Source organism: Collinsella sp. AF14-35, assembly GCF_003464565.1.
Lineage (GTDB): Bacteria > Actinomycetota > Coriobacteriia > Coriobacteriales > Coriobacteriaceae > Collinsella.
On record NZ_QRZD01000006.1, the window covers coordinates 16,587 to 31,328 of the forward strand.

Below are 14,742 nucleotides of genomic sequence, written 5' to 3' on the forward strand. Positions count from 1 at the left end.
GTATGAGGAGGCCCGACTCGGACCGTGCTTCCTCGCGGCGCATAACACCGCGTTCCGGCCGCGGCGGGCAGTCGTTTAGCGAACGCTATATTGCCGGCGTTCCCGCCCGTATCATGCGCCCCCGTTTGATATTCATGGCCTGCCTGTTTACTTTGGTGTGCTTTGGCCTGCTGATGGTGTACTCGGCGTCTTCGGTCGAGGCGCTGCACGAGAATGGCTCGGCGACGTTTTTTCTGGGTCGACAGGCCGCGTTTGCCGTGGTCGGTGTTCTGGCGCTGATTGCCATCGTGCGCGTTTTGCCGGACAGCTGGTTTGGGGAGGATGTGCTCAGGATCTTCCTTATCGGCATGATAGGGCTACTGCTTCTGGTGTTCTTGGTGGGCAGCGGCAGCCGTGGCGCCACGCGCTGGCTCAACATCGCCGGTATTCAGTTCCAGCCTTCCGAGTTTTTAAAGCCATTTGCCATTGCGTATTCGGCCATCATGCTTGATCGCTTCTTTTCGCCCGGTGGCAACATCAACGAATTCCTTCGCAAGATGGGCATCTACCTGGGTATTTCGCTCTTTCTGATCTTTATCCAGCCCGATTTCGGTACTGTCCTGATCATCCTGTTGACCCTTATGTGCATGGCGTTGTTTGCGGGTCTCGACCCCAGATTTATCATCGGCGTGCTAATCTTCGGCATTCTCGTGATCGTGATTGCGCTTGTCGCAGAGCCGTACCGTATGGTGCGTATTCAGGTTGCCTTGAACCCTTGGGCCGACGAGTATGGTGACGGCTATCAGGCCACGCTTGCCATCATGGCCTTTGCCTCGGGCGGTCTGTTCGGCCGTGGCATCGGCAACTCAACCATGAAGTACTCGTATCTGCCCGAGGCGCACAATGACTACATCCTGGCCATCATTGGCGAGGAAGTCGGTTTTGTCGGAACCGTGCTGTTCTTCTTGGTGTTTGCGATGCTGATCTACTCGGCGTTTCGCATTGCCGAGCAGGCGACCGATCGTCGGGGCGCGCTCATGGCGTCTGGCTCCGCGGTCATTCTCGCGGTGCAGTTTTTCATTAACGCGCTTGGCATCCTCAACGTGTTTCCCATGACGGGCAAACCGTTGCCGTTTATTAGCTACGGCGGTTCGTCGATTATCGTGTCGCTCATGCTTGCCGGTCTGATCCTGCGCGTTTCGTACGAGAGCGCCCGTCGCGATGAGTACGACCGTCGCCGCGAGAGCTTTGCCGTTATGGATGAGAGTACCGCCGGCGTGCCCCACGTACGCGGCGAGCGATCTTCGCGTAACGGCTTTACCGTTCTGGATGGCTCTGCGACCGAGCCGGCAGCTCGTCCACGTCCGCGGACGGCGCCGCAAGGTCGTCCGCAGCGCCCCAGCCCTCGCAGCGCGGGCGGCGGATATAATCGAATCGATTTGAACTCGGACCCGTCGGCGCGTTTGCGCACCGACGACCAGGGACCGCGTGTACGAAGGGACTACCATGACCGATAAGATGACCGTTGCTATTGCAGCCGGCGGCACGGCAGGACACATTAACCCCGCGCTCGCTTTGGCCGAGGAGCTGCATGACCGTGGCCACCACGTTGTGTTCGTGGGCCAGTCGCGCAAGCTCGAGGGTCGTCTGGTCCCCGAGGCTGGGTTTGATTTTGTGCCCATTACGGTCACGGGCTTCGACCGCTCCCGTCCCTGGACGGCGCTGACCTCGCTGTGGCGTGTCAACAAGGCCAAGCGTGCGCTCGCCAGCCATTTCTCAAAGGTCGGCAAGCCCGATGCTGCCATCGGTTTTGGTGCCTATGTCGAGGTTCCGCTGCTGGGGTGGTGCAAGGGCGCAGGCGTTCCGTATCTGCTACATGAGCAGAACTCTGTTCCGGGCCTGGCCAACAAGATGATGAACTCCCACGCCGCTCGCGTGTGCATCTCGGTGCCGGCAGCGCGCTCGGTCTTTGAGCGCGAAGGTGACCCTGACCACGTGCTCATGACTGGCAACCCCGTACGTCGCTCGGTGATCGAGGGCGATCGCGCTCGCGGCCGCAAGGCACTTGGCGTTCCCAAGGACGCTACGCTGCTGCTCGTCTTTGGCGGTTCACTTGGCGCCCAGCACCTCAACGAGCGCGCGGTTTCGCTCAAAAACGAGCTGCTTTCGCGCAAGAACCTCTATGTGTTGCATTCGACGGGTGCCGACGGCTTTGAGGAGACCGAGCGCGCTTTGGCGCTGACGCCCGAGGAGGCGAAGCGTTACCGCGTCCAGCCTTACATCGACAACATGGGCGATATGCTGGCTGCTGCCGATTTGGTGCTCTCGCGTTCGGGTGCATCGAGCGTGGCCGAGATCGCTGCGCTCGCCGTGCCCTCGATACTCGTGCCGTATCCGCATGCGACGGCCGACCACCAAACCACCAATGCCCGTTATCTGGTCGACGCCGGGGCCGGCGTGCTCTGTGCCGATGCCGATATCGACGGTTCTGCCTTTGCCGATGAGCTGCTGCACCTGGTCGATGACGCGGCAGAGCGCGACGTCATGCGTCAGGCGGCGCGTGGTCTGGCTCAGGATAGGGCCGCCGCTCTTCTGGCCGATGCGGTAGAGGGTTTGCGTTAGTTAGACGGGATATCGTCGGTCGCCCTCGCGCTGATGCGGTAGGTGCGGTACAGTTAACGGGTTACAGGCAGTGTTTACGCAAGGAGTACACGAGCACATGGCTGATTCCCAGACTGCAACCTCCGCGCCCGAGTTTAAGAGCGCCCACTTTATCGGTATCGGCGGCGCCGGCATGAGCGGCATCGCCCTCGTTCTGCACGAGCGCGGTTATGCCGTTACCGGCTCCGACCTTAAGACATCACGTTATATCCGCCAGCTTACACGCGCTGGTGTGAAGGTGCATGTGGGCCATGAGGCAGCCACGATCGACGAGGTCAAGCCCGACGTGGTTGTTGTCTCCACCGCTATTCCGGAGTCCAACCCTGAGCTCGTGCGCGCTCGCGAGCTGGGCATTCCCGTGTGGCCCCGTGCCAAGATGCTCTCTGCTTTGGGCCACGGCTACACTACCGTCGCTGTTGCCGGCACGCATGGCAAGACCACCACGTCTTCGATGTGCGCCACCATGCTCGACCGCATGGGTCTGGATCCGAGCTTCTTGATCGGCGGCATCGTCGAGGGCTATGACACGAACGGCAAGAACGGCTCGGGCGACTACTTTGTCGCCGAGGCCGACGAGTCCGACAGCTCCTTCCTGTTCCTGAACCCCAACGTAGTCATTGTGACCAACGTCGAGGCCGACCACCTCGATCACTACTCGGGTATCGAGGAGATCGAGGCAACTTTCGCCAAATTCATGAGCCTGGTGGGCGAGGACGGCACCGTCATCGTCTGTGGTGAGGACCCGCATCTGGTCGAGCTCGCCAAGTCGACGGGCCGTCACGTGCTTTCCTACGGCTTTGCCGAGAGCAACGACATCGTCTGCGTGCACCCGGATGTCAAGGGCATCCAGAGTGACTTTATCGTTCGCTTTGAGGACGGCACTGAGCACGCTGTGGAGATCAAGAGCAACCCCGGTCGCCACAACATGCTCAACGCCACGGCGGTGCTCACCGTCGCCCATGTCCTGGGCCTTGACATCGACGCCGCCGCCAAGGCGCTCTCGAGCTTTGAGGGCGTCCGCCGTCGCTTTACCCACGTGGGCGATATCGATGGCATCACCGTGGTCGATGATTACGGCCATCACCCCACCGAGATCAAGGCGACGCTTGCTGCCGCTTCTTCGCTGGGCTACAAGCACGTCGATGTCGTGTTCCAGCCGCACCGCTATTCGCGCCTGCAGGCCCTGTGCGACGACTTTGCCGATGCATTTGCCAATGCCGATAAACTGCTGCTGATTGATGTGTTCTCGGCTGGCGAGATGCCCATTCCGGGTGTCACCTCTAAGATGCTTGCCGATACCGTGCGCGCCAAGCATCCTGGCAAGGAGGTCGTGTACTGCTCCAGCCGTCTTGAGCTCAATCAGGAGCTCGAGCAGATGGTGGGCGAGGGCGACCTGCTGCTCACCATGGGTGCCGGCGACGTTACGACCGTCGGTCCCGAGTTCATTGAGTATCTGACTGCCAAGAAAGACGCTTAAGTCTAATGGGTCTGTTTAACGCCGTCATGGCGCTCTCGGGCATGATCGACACGGATGTGATCGAGGACGAGCGCCTTGCGCGTCATACGAGCTATCGTATCGGCGGCAAGGCCGACCTCTTTGTGACGTGCCATAGCTATCATGCCCTCCGCCGCGCCGTGGCGGTGCTCGATCGCGAGCAGGTGCCGTGGGTCATCATCGGCAAGGGCTCCAATCTGCTGGTTGCCGATGGCGGTTATCGCGGTGCCGTCATTTCGCTCGGACGTGAGTTCCAGCGCACGGTTGTTGCCGATGACGGTTGTACGCTGACGGTCGGTGCGGGCGTGATGTTTGCGCGCCTGGTCAACGATGCCCTGTCGCGTAGCCTCTCGGGCCTTGAGTTTGCCGTTGGCATTCCTGGTTCGGTCGGCGGTGCGATATCTATGAATGCCGGCACGCGGACCGAGTGGATTGGCTCGCTGGTTGAGGATGTCGTAACGTTTGACCCGGCATCCGGTATCAAGCATTATGCGGGGTCCGAGATCTCTTGGGGCTACCGCGAATGTAGCCTTCCCCGCAATGAGATCATCCTCGAGTGCGTGCTCAAGCTTAAACCGGCGCCCAAGGCCGACATTCGCGAGCGCATGGAGCGGTACCTTACAAGGCGCAAGCGTACGCAGCCCATGGGTCGCGCATCCTGCGGGTCTGTCTTTCGCAACCCGCCCGATGCGAGTGTGGGCAAGCTTATCGAGGATTGTGGATTAAAGGGTTTTTCGATTGGCGGCGCGGAAGTTTCGCCCGTTCACGCTAATTTTATCGTTAATAACGGAACTGCCTCGGCCGATGACGTTGCCGCGGTTATCAGACATGTGCACGGAAAGGTGAGGGAGGCGTATGGCATCGAGCTCAGACCGGAAGTTAAATTCCTCGGCTTCTAGAGCATCGAAACCCACCTTCCGCCGCGCCGGAGGGCGTTCCGGCGCGCCTGCCAAACCTCAACGCAATACCGTCGCGCACTCTAAGTCTGTCGGGCATGCTCGACAGACCAGTCGTCCGGTCGTCGGCTCGCAGCTCGGTAATCGTCCGGCCGCAAAAAAGTCCTCGCGTCCCTCGGTGACGTCAAAGCCTGTTATGGGCGCCAAGCCTGCCCGTCCCATGGCAGCTCCCAAGCCCTCGACGGGAACTAAAGCGGCGCGTCCAGGTCTCACGCTGGGCGCATCGAAACCGCGCTCGCTGACATCGGTGCCGGCTACCGCCAAGAAGCCTTCGAGTAAAAAAGGTTTCAACCCGTTATCTTCACTTGGAGCGATGGCAAATAAAACATCAGATGCCGCTTCTGTCGTTACAGGCAAAGGCAAAATCGTGGGCGGCGTTCTGGCCGTCTTGGCCGTGCTCGTCGTCGTGGCCATCGTGGTGATCAACTCTGGACTGTTTACTGCCACTGATATTCAGATTCAAGGCAGCGAGCATGTGACGAAGCACGATGCTATCCAGCTGATCGACTTGCCCGAGGGAACGTCGCTTTTTAACGTCGATCCCGACCAGATTACCGAGGATCTCAAGCAGAACCCGTGGGTTTCGGGCGTGGATGTCCAGCGCCAGTTTCCCCATACGCTTATCATCACGCCGACGGAGCGTAAAGTTATCGCCATTGCGTATATCAGCTCCGACGACCTTGCCTGGGCTATCGGAGACGATGACACCTGGATCGCCCCGCTGTCGACGTCGGTCGAAGTGGACGACCAGGGCAACGTCATCACGACAGGGCAGGGCTCAAATACCTTGACCGGAATCGATGCCGCGCTGGCGCTCGCCAAGCATTATGGCGCGGTGTTATTGACTGATGTCTCGGCGGATGTCGCTCCGGTTTCCGGCCAGGCGGTGAACTCCAAAGCCGTTAAGGCCGGCCTGGATTATGTGCGTGGTTTTTCGAGCGAGTTCTTGGGACAAGTCAAGGATATTTCCACGCCTTCGGTCGAAGCCATCTCGGCAAACCTCAATAACGGCATTGAGGTGTCGCTGGGCGATTCGGACGATATCGCCAAGAAGGAACGCGTAGTCACCAAGTTGCTTTCGCAGGTAGAGGGCGTAACGTATATCAATGTGCGCTCTCCGGGCAACTACACATTTAGGAATGCTCCGACCTCGTAGCGCTGGTTGATGCTTTGTTGAGGGGCCATACCACGCCGTTTATCTGGTTTGTTTGGTTTTCACGGTCAATTATTTGACTGATACGTTCATAATGTGCAAACATAATACGGTTTACCTTTGCATTTACTTTCAACCTGAAGGTTAATGTGCGCAGGGGTCGACCCATGCTATGGCTATAACCTTTGTTCGGAGGACCGACATGCACGAGACAGAGATCAACAACTACCTTGCCGTCATTAAGGTGGTCGGCGTCGGCGGCGGCGGTACCAACGCGGTCAATCGAATGATCGAAGAGGGCATCCGCGGCGTCGAGTTTGTTGCCATCAACACCGATGCTCAGGCACTCGCGATCTCTGATGCCGATATCAAGGTGCACATCGGCACCGACCTTACCCGCGGCCTGGGCGCCGGCGCCAATCCCGAGGTTGGCCGCAAGGCTGCCGATGAGTCCCGCGACGACATCGCCGAGGCGCTCGCTGGCGCCGACATGGTGTTTATCACCTGCGGCGAGGGCGGCGGCACCGGTACCGGCGCTGCTCCCATCGTTGCCGATATCGCGATGAACGAGGTCGGCGCACTGACCGTCGCCGTCGTGACCAAGCCCTTCACCTTCGAGGGCCGCAAGCGTAAGAAGAGCGCCGAGGAGGGCATCAAGACCCTCTCCGATTGCGTCGACACCATGATCGTCATTCCTAACGATAAGCTGCTCGACATCGCCGAGAAGAAGACCACCATGCTCGAGGCCTTCGCGATTGCCGATGGCGTCCTTTCCCAGGGCACCCAGGGCATCACCGACCTCATCACCGTCCCCGGTATCATCAACCTGGACTTCGCCGATGTTAAGACCATCATGAAGCAGGCCGGTACCGCCATGATGGGTATCGGTACCTCTTCTGGGGATACTCGTGCCGTCGACGCTGCCCAGCAGGCCATCTCCAGCCCGCTGCTCGAGAGCTCCATCGATGGTGCCACGCGCGTGCTGCTCTCCATCGCCGGTTCCAAGGACCTGGGCATCCAGGAGATCAGCGACGCCGCCGACGTTGTCGCCAACGCCGTCGACCCCGAGGCCAACATCATCTTCGGTACCGTTGTCGACGAGTCCCTGGGCGATCAGGTGCGTATCACCGTCATCGCTACGGGCTTCTCCGACTCCAACGTCAACCGTCAGGATGAGCTTTTTGCTGCTCAGCAGTCTCAGAGCAAGGCCGCTGCCTCCGCTGAGCCGCAGCGCACCGCTCCGGCTGCCAGCCCGGCTCAGGCCGCTCCGACCCGCAACGTCGGTGGTACCGAGCTGCCCAACTTTGGCAACGACCAGTTCGAGCTTCCCGACTTCCTAAAGCGCGGTAGCTTCTAGTTCGTTTTTCTCAACGACCTGCACGGGGTGTGTCCATTCGGATGCACCCCGTTTTGTTTCTCGTTTGTAAACGAAAGCCTCCAATCTCCTTACGTTCCCTTTACGTTTGGTCCCTACCGCTGCGGGTATCCTTTTAAGGAAGTATGACAGCCGTATAAACGCGGACTGCGCGGCGACGCCGCGGTACTTGTGTTATTAGGAGGCTTTAGTATGGCAGCACGTGCGGACAACGTTTCGCGTGTCGACCATGATGGAGTTACGTTGGTGGAGGGCGCGACATCCGATGTCCGCTTTGCCTTTACCGAGCGCGCCGGTGGCGTTTCTGAAGATGCGTACTCCTCGCTCAACCTGGGCTCGCATGTAGGCGATGACCCCTTTGCTGTTCAAGAAAATCGTCGTCGAGCGCTCGAAGCTATGGGCGCCACTGAGTGCGAGCATAATCTGCTCGTGCCCAATCAGGTACATGGTGACCATATCGTTACGGTGACTTCGAACGGCGCCGACGATCTTGAGGCTGTTCGCGAGCAGATTGCCGAGGGCTGCGACGCCATCGTCTGTACGGCCCATGACGTGCCCGTGCTGCTCTGCTTTGCCGACTGCGTTCCCGTGGTGCTGGTGGCCCCCAGCGGATTTGCCGTGGTGCACTCCGGTTGGAAGGGCACGATTGCACGTATTTCTGCCAAGGCGTGCCAGGCGCTTTGCGATGCTGCCGGCTGCGATGCGAGCGACGTTTCCGCCTATATCGGGCCCCATATCCTGGGTGACGAGTACGAGGTTTCCCAGGAGCTCATGGATCGCTTTGCCGCCGAGTTCTCTTGGATCGATGCGAGTACCTCTCGCATGCTCGATCTTTCCGCTGCCATTTGCGAGGCGCTGGTAGATGTCGGTGTCGACGCGGATAATATCGTGGATACCCAGCTTTCGACCGTGCGTCAGAACGACCGCTTTTATTCCTACCGTAACGAGGACGGCACCTGTGGGCGCCATGCCGCGATCGGCGTGATGCTATGAGAAAGATCGTATCGGTCCTGAGCGCCGCTGTGCTTACGCTTACGCTGTGCGCCTGTTCTTCGGGATCTTCTACCTCTTCCATTACTGTGGCCGGCTCCACGACCTGCCTTCCTATCGCCGAGATTGCGGCAGAGGGCTTTAAGGAGGAGACCGGCATCGACGTGCTCGTTTCCGGTTTGGGTTCTTCCGCTGGCATCGAAGCCGTCAGCGCTGGCACGGCCGATATCGCCAGCTCCTCCCGTGGACTCAATGCCGACGAACAGGATTTGGGCCTGACTCCCATCGTCATTGCCCACGACGGTATCGCGGTCATCGTGAACGACGATAACCCGGTCGATAACCTCTCGACCGAGCAGCTCCGCGATATTTACGCCGGCAAGATCACCAACTGGAAAGAAGTCGGTGGCGAGGACCTGGGGATTCAGGTCATCAACCGAGATGAGGCGTCCGGCACGCGTGAGGCCTTTCGCACCATCGTGATGGACGGCACCCCGTTCGATCGCCGCTCCGCCGTTCTTTCGGGCACGGGCCAGGTGCGCGACGTGGTATCTCGTTCGCGCGGTGCCATTGGCTACATTTCGCTGGGCTTCGTCGATAGCCTCAACGCCAAGACCTCGGTCAAGGCCGTCTCGGTCAATCATGTTGAGGCGTCCGAGAAGACGGTCGCGAGCGGCGGCTATCCCATCTCACGCGACCTTTACTTCTTTGTGAAGGGTGCGCCTTCGCAGCAGGCGCAGGATTACATCGACTACGTGACGTCCGAAAAGATGGACAAGCAGATTCGCGAGGCGGGCTTTATCCCCGTCACCAACGACGAGAAGGGGAGTGAGTAGCATGGAAGCACAGGAAAACTCCCAGACTGAGCGGAATGTTCAGACGCCCAAGAAGCGCGAGCTGGCGCTCGTATCGCGCAGTACCTATATCAAGGAGAAGGCGCTGCAGTGGATCTTCTTTGCCTGCGCGTTCTTGGCGGTCGTTACCGTCATCCTGATTTTTGTCTTTACCACGTACTCGGCGCTGCCCGTCTTTACCGACATCGGTCTGGCGGACTTCTTTAGCTTTACGTGGGCGCCCTCTGAGGGTCACTACGGCATCGTGTCGCTGCTTGCCGGCTCGGGTCTGGTGACCGTCGGTGCGCTCGCCATGGGTGTGCCCCTAGGCGTGGGCACGGCCGTGTATCTGGTCGAGATCGCCAGCAAGCGCGTGCGCAAGCTCATCAGCCCTGCCGTTGACCTGTTGGCCGGCATCCCTTCTATCATCTATGGCTTCTTTGGCATGATCATCATCCGTCCATTTATCGCGCAGCTGACCGGTGGTCTTGGTTTTGGTGCGCTGACGGCGTGGTTCGTGCTTGCCATCATGATCGTCCCTACCATCACCACGCTCACCATCGATGCCCTCAATTCCATTCCCATGGGCATTCGCGAGGCATCGTATGCCATGGGCGCCACCAAGTGGCAGACCATCTATAAGGTCGTGTTACCTGCCGCCAAGCTGGGTATCGTGGATGCCATCGTGCTGGGTATGGGCCGTGCCATCGGCGAGACCATGGCCGTGCTCATGGTCGTGGGTAACGCCCCGGTTATTCCCGACAGCATTGCGAGCCCCATCTCGACGCTCACGAGCCAGATTGCGCTCGACATGAGCTATTCCTCGGGTCTGCATCGCTCGGCGCTGTTCGGCATGGGCGTGGTCCTGTTTATCATTTCCGCCACGCTGGTGGGCATCGTCCGTCTGATTTCCAAGAAGAAGAGGGGGTAGGCTATGTCCGATTCCGTTGACACGACGGTCGATACGACCTCGTCGCGCGAGCGCATCAAGCGTGCCCTTTCCCACGGCAAGAAGGGCCGCATCAACAAGGACCTGTCCAACAAGATCATGCTTGGCGTGTTCCGTGCCGCGGCATACATCACCACGCTGGTGCTGGTCGCTATCATCGCCTACGTGGTCATCAACGGCCTGCCACACATCTCGCTCGACTTTATCTTCGGTTGGCCCCAGGGCGTCAACGCCGAGGGCGGTATTTGGCCCACGATCGTCTCGACCGTCTATGTGACGGCGCTCGCCATGCTTATCTGCACGCCGATCGCTGTGCTGGCAGCCGTCTATCTGGCCGAGTACGCCAAGCAGGGCAAGATCGTCGAGCTCATTCGCTACGCTGCTGACGCTTTGGCCTCGGTGCCCTCCATCGTTATGGGCCTGTTTGGCTACGCCTTGTTTGTCGAGGCTATGGGTCTGGGCCTTTCGATGGTCTCGGCCGCTCTGGCGCTCGCGCTCTTGATGCTTCCCATCGTCATGCGCACCACCGAAGAGGCCATTCGCGCCGTTCCGCGCTATATCCGTTGGGGCGCGTATGGCCTGGGCGCCACCAAGTGGCAGGTTGTCTCCAAGATCGTGCTTCCTTCTGCCTTTGGCCGTATTGCCACGGGCATTGTCCTTGCCATCGGCCGTGCCATTGGCGAGACCGCCGTGGTGCTCTACACCATGGGCCAGGCCATCAATCTACCTATCTCGCCGCTCGATTCCGGCCGCCCCATGACCGTTCACCTGTACCTGCTTGCCAACGACGGCATCAACATGAACGCAGCCTACGGCACCGCGCTCTTGCTGATGGTGATCATTCTGGCCTTCAACCTGTTTGCGCGCTTCCTGTCGCGCAAGCGTCGCTAGTTAAGGAGTCCCATGTCCGTTTATCAGTCCGCTCCCACGCTGGAGCAAGCGGCCATTACGGCCAAGGATTTCAACTTTTGGTACGGTGACTTTCATGCGCTAACGGGGCTCGACCTCAACATCGCCAAAAACGCCATCACCTCCTTCATTGGCCCTTCGGGCTGCGGTAAGTCGACGTTTTTGCGCTGCATCAACCGCATGAATGACCTGATCGAGGGTACGCGCGTCGAGGGCACCATGACGCTCGACGGCAACGATATCTATGCCGAGGGCGTCGACCCGGTCGACCTCCGTCGCCGCGTGGGCATGATTTTTCAGCAGCCCAACCCGTTTCCCAAATCCATCTACGATAATGTCGCCTTTGGCCCTCGTCTGCAGGGCGTGACTAGCAAAAGCGACCTCGATGACATCGTGGAAGAATCGCTCAAGCGCGCCAACCTCTGGAAAGAGGTATCTAATCAGCTCAACAAGGATGGTTTGGCGCTCTCGGGCGGTCAGCAGCAGCGTCTGTGCATCGCGCGCGTGCTTGCGGTGCAACCCGATGTCCTCCTGATGGACGAGCCCTGCTCCGCCATCGACCCCACGTCCGTCTCTAAGGTCGAGGATTTGATGGCCGAGCTGGCGCCCGAGATGACGATCATCATCGTCACGCATTCAATGCAGCAGGCAGCTCGTATCAGCGACTACACCGCATTCTTCTTGCAGGAAGTTGCCGGTGAGCCTGCCACGCTCATCGAGTATGGTCAAACCGACGCGATCTTCACCAGCCCGGTGGACTCGCGGACGGAAGACTATATCACCGGCCGCTTTGGCTGATCGGTGCGACTAGTCCCAAGCCGATCGGACCTGGTCCGGTGCGTATTCACTGTGCGGGCGGCATGACCGCACCCAACTGATTGGAGTGAACCATGCGTAAACTGTTTTCCCGTCAGCTCATCGAGGCCCGCCACGAGATGCTGAGCATCTACGAGGCCGTCGATCTGGCCCTCCACGATGCCGTTAAGGCCTATGTGACCGACGACCGCAAGCTCGCCACCAAGACCAAGAAGCGCACGCTTTCGATTGACGCGCGCTGCGCCAACTTGGAGGCCGTGTGCTACAACCTGATCGCCACGCAGTCGCCGGTCGCCTCCGACTTCCGCTTGCTGCAGACGATTATCTACGTCGACTTTAACCTGCAGCGCATGACCGATAAGGTTCGCCAGATCTGCCGCGCCACGCGTCACATGGTCAAGGCCGACATCTCGCTGCCCCAGGAGCTCGTCGGTACGGTTGAGGCCGAGGCCGAAGCTGTTTACCAGGTGCTGGGCTCTTCGCTTTCTGCGCTCGTTACCAATGACATGTCCATCATCTGCAACCTGGCCGTCGAGGACGAGCCAGTGCACGCCGCCTACGAGAAGTTCTTCCGCACCTTTAACCGTATGGATACGGGCGACTTTATGGACGACGACGGCAACTATGACGACCTGCGCCGCGCCATCATGGTTTCGCGCTATCTCGATCGCATCGCTTCGATTTCCATCGATGCCGCTTGCCGTCTGACCTTCCTGTTGACTGGTCAGCGCATGAACGCCGGCGATATCGCCCGTGTGGACGAGGATGAGCTCGAGAGCATGCGCGTGCCTTCGGGCGAGGGTGTTATCATGAGGCCCGCCGTCGACGCGCACTACGTTGCCAAGGTGCCCGCCAACGAGCTCAGCGAGGGTCTTCGCTACCTGCTCGATCATCTTGAGGACGAGGACGATGGCGAGGACGACGAGGAGTAACTAGCCCCGTTCGTCGAAAGATTGTAAATACCTAAGTGAGCGCGGCCTTGCACATGCGGGGCCGCGCTCTTGCGTTAGCATGGGACTACTTGTTTGGCTGTCAGCGGAGGCGATTGGCAATGGATAACTATTTGGACTTGATGCGCGCTCGCCGCGAGCAGATTCTGGAACGTTTTTATGCGGCGCTCGATCACGCGGGCCGCCCCCACGACGACGCGCGCCTCATTGCCGTGTCCAAGACCGTTGGTGTCGATGAGACTGTTGCTGCCATCCAGGCGGGGTATCGCCATTTTGCCGAGAACCGCCCGCAGGAGCTGGTTCGCAAGCTCACGGGTCTGGCGGAGCATCCGGAGTTGCCCGAGGTGCGCTTCGATATGATCGGCAACCTGCAGACCAATAAGATCAATGCGGTGCTGGGCTCAGCCGAGCTGATTCACTCGGTGGGTTCGCTGCATCTGGCGCAGGCGATCTCGAGCCGTGCTGTCCGCAAGATTAAGGCAGGCGAGCTCGCCGGCCCCCAGCGTGTGCTCATTGAGGTCAATGTGAGTGGTGAGGAGTCGAAGGGAGGCTTTTCGCCCGATGAGATTCGCGCCGCCGCGGGTGAGCTTGCGGAGCTTGAGGGAATTTGCGTGCAGGGGCTTATGACTATGGCGCCCCGGGGGAATAAGGATGTGGCACGCCGCACCTTTGCGGGGCTTCGTGAGCTGAGGGATGAGCTGGAGGCGGCACATCCCGATTTGAACCTGCCTGAGCTTTCCTGCGGCATGAGCGAGGACTTTGAGCCTGCCCTTGAGGAGGGCTCTACGCTCGTTCGCCTGGGCAGGGTAGTATTTAGCCCGGAGTTTGCAGTAAAATAAGGCTCTGAAGTGCGCACTGATTATCGGGGCGCCTGCACTAAACCGCGAGAGGACACAACCATGGGCTTCCTTGACGAGATTAAAAATAAGATGCACCTGGGCGGCCAGCAGGGTTACGACCAGGGTTATGGCCAGGACGACGACTACGGCTACGATGACGGCTATGACGATGGTTATCAGGACAACGGCTACAGCGGTGCTTCGGGCGAGGGCTTCTACACCCAAGATGAGCCGAGCAACGGCCTGCTTGGTCAGACGCGCCGTGGTGAAGCTGAGTCGGTTGCCGTGTATACGCGCTCCGGTCAGCTGGTCGGCGATGACTCTCGCCATGCCACGACGTATAACCCGCCTTCGCGCTCGCAGGACAGCGTTGCGAGCGGTTATCGTCCTGGTGCCTATGACACGCCGTCGAGCTACGCCGAGAACACCCGCGCCCGTGCCGCCGCTGCGCCCACGCCTGCACCGAGCGATGCCTCGGCCTATGCGAGCAATATCATCAACGCCACGCCGCAGCTGCCGGCCTATGTTCTGCGCCCCGAGAGCTATGACGACGTGGAGACCGTGGTGCGCCGCGTTCGCACCAAGCAGCCTGTCGCACTGATTTTTGTGGGCGTACGCACCGAAGTTGCCAAGCGCGTCTTGGACTTCTCTTACGGCTTTGCCTGCGGTCTGGGCGCCACGGTCAAGGAGGTAGGCGACCGCGTGTTCATGGTGCTGCCCGCCGGTTGCGAGGTCAAAGATTCCGATCTCAAGAAGCTTCGTGCCGACGGCTACCTTAAGTAAAGACAAGACGAGGAGATTCCCATCAACATCTACACTATCGTCCAGCTGGTCAAC

Annotated in this window: 14 protein-coding genes; all 14 read left to right on the top strand. The window is 59.8% G+C overall.

The genetic code is table 11. From position 1 onward, the window contains the following. Positions 1-2 precede the first annotated feature (2 nt). The 14 genes from ftsW to DWW12_RS03280 all read left to right on the top strand — a co-directional run bounded on the left by ftsW (position 3) and on the right by DWW12_RS03280 (position 14,688). Positions 3-1,496, top strand: coding sequence for a putative lipid II flippase FtsW (gene ftsW, locus DWW12_RS03215; RefSeq protein WP_117854952.1), 1,494 nt, complete (start codon positions 3-5; stop codon positions 1,494-1,496). Continuing rightward, entirely contained in the window at positions 1,486-2,601 is a 1,116-nt protein-coding gene (gene murG, locus DWW12_RS03220) for an undecaprenyldiphospho-muramoylpentapeptide beta-N-acetylglucosaminyltransferase (protein ID WP_117854953.1), read from the top strand. Before ftsW ends, murG begins: the two co-directional genes overlap by 11 nt. Positions 2,602-2,698: 97 nt before the next feature. Beyond that, on the top strand, positions 2,699-4,117 hold the full coding sequence (gene murC / locus DWW12_RS03225) for a UDP-N-acetylmuramate--L-alanine ligase (protein WP_099431529.1): 1,419 nt from the start codon (positions 2,699-2,701) through the stop codon (positions 4,115-4,117). 5 nt (positions 4,118-4,122) lie between these two features. Then, positions 4,123-5,034 carry a UDP-N-acetylmuramate dehydrogenase gene (gene murB, locus DWW12_RS03230; protein ID WP_117636007.1) on the top strand — a complete coding sequence of 304 codons (912 nt, stop codon included), beginning with the start codon at positions 4,123-4,125 and terminating at the stop codon, positions 5,032-5,034. 370 nt (positions 5,035-5,404) lie between these two features. Further along, complete coding sequence (locus DWW12_RS03235) at positions 5,405-6,247, top strand: cell division protein FtsQ/DivIB (protein WP_055251672.1); 843 nt, start codon at positions 5,405-5,407, stop codon at positions 6,245-6,247. 199 nt (positions 6,248-6,446) lie between these two features. Further along, on the top strand, positions 6,447-7,601 hold the full coding sequence (ftsZ, locus tag DWW12_RS03240) for a cell division protein FtsZ (RefSeq protein WP_055251674.1): 1,155 nt from the start codon (positions 6,447-6,449) through the stop codon (positions 7,599-7,601). Positions 7,602-7,811: 210 nt separating this feature from the next. Further along, on the top strand, positions 7,812-8,612 hold the full coding sequence (locus DWW12_RS03245) for a polyphenol oxidase family protein (protein ID WP_117854955.1): 801 nt from the start codon (positions 7,812-7,814) through the stop codon (positions 8,610-8,612). Continuing rightward, positions 8,609-9,445 carry a phosphate ABC transporter substrate-binding protein gene (locus DWW12_RS03250; protein WP_117854956.1) on the top strand — a complete coding sequence of 279 codons (837 nt, stop codon included), beginning with the start codon at positions 8,609-8,611 and terminating at the stop codon, positions 9,443-9,445. Before DWW12_RS03245 ends, DWW12_RS03250 begins: the two co-directional genes overlap by 4 nt. 1 nt (position 9,446) lies before the next feature. After that, a complete protein-coding gene (pstC, locus tag DWW12_RS03255) occupies positions 9,447-10,373 on the top strand; it encodes a phosphate ABC transporter permease subunit PstC (protein WP_117757006.1) in 927 nt (308 codons plus the stop codon). Positions 10,374-10,376: 3 nt separating this feature from the next. Continuing rightward, positions 10,377-11,282, top strand: a complete 906-nt coding sequence (gene pstA, locus DWW12_RS03260; protein ID WP_055251684.1) for a phosphate ABC transporter permease PstA — start codon at positions 10,377-10,379, stop codon at positions 11,280-11,282. A gap of 12 nt (positions 11,283-11,294) precedes the next feature. Continuing rightward, positions 11,295-12,098, top strand: a complete 804-nt coding sequence (gene pstB, locus DWW12_RS03265) for a phosphate ABC transporter ATP-binding protein PstB (protein WP_117786670.1) — start codon at positions 11,295-11,297, stop codon at positions 12,096-12,098. A 92-nt stretch (positions 12,099-12,190) separates the two neighbouring features. Continuing rightward, complete coding sequence (locus DWW12_RS03270; protein WP_117786669.1) at positions 12,191-13,048, top strand: PhoU domain-containing protein; 858 nt, start codon at positions 12,191-12,193, stop codon at positions 13,046-13,048. Positions 13,049-13,167: 119 nt separating this feature from the next. Next, positions 13,168-13,905 (top strand): YggS family pyridoxal phosphate-dependent enzyme, encoded by a 738-nt coding sequence (locus tag DWW12_RS03275; RefSeq protein ID WP_117786668.1) that lies wholly within the window; start codon positions 13,168-13,170, stop codon positions 13,903-13,905. 60 nt (positions 13,906-13,965) lie between these two features. Then, positions 13,966-14,688, top strand: a complete 723-nt coding sequence (locus DWW12_RS03280; protein WP_117786667.1) for a cell division protein SepF — start codon at positions 13,966-13,968, stop codon at positions 14,686-14,688. Positions 14,689-14,742: the final 54 nt, after the last annotated feature.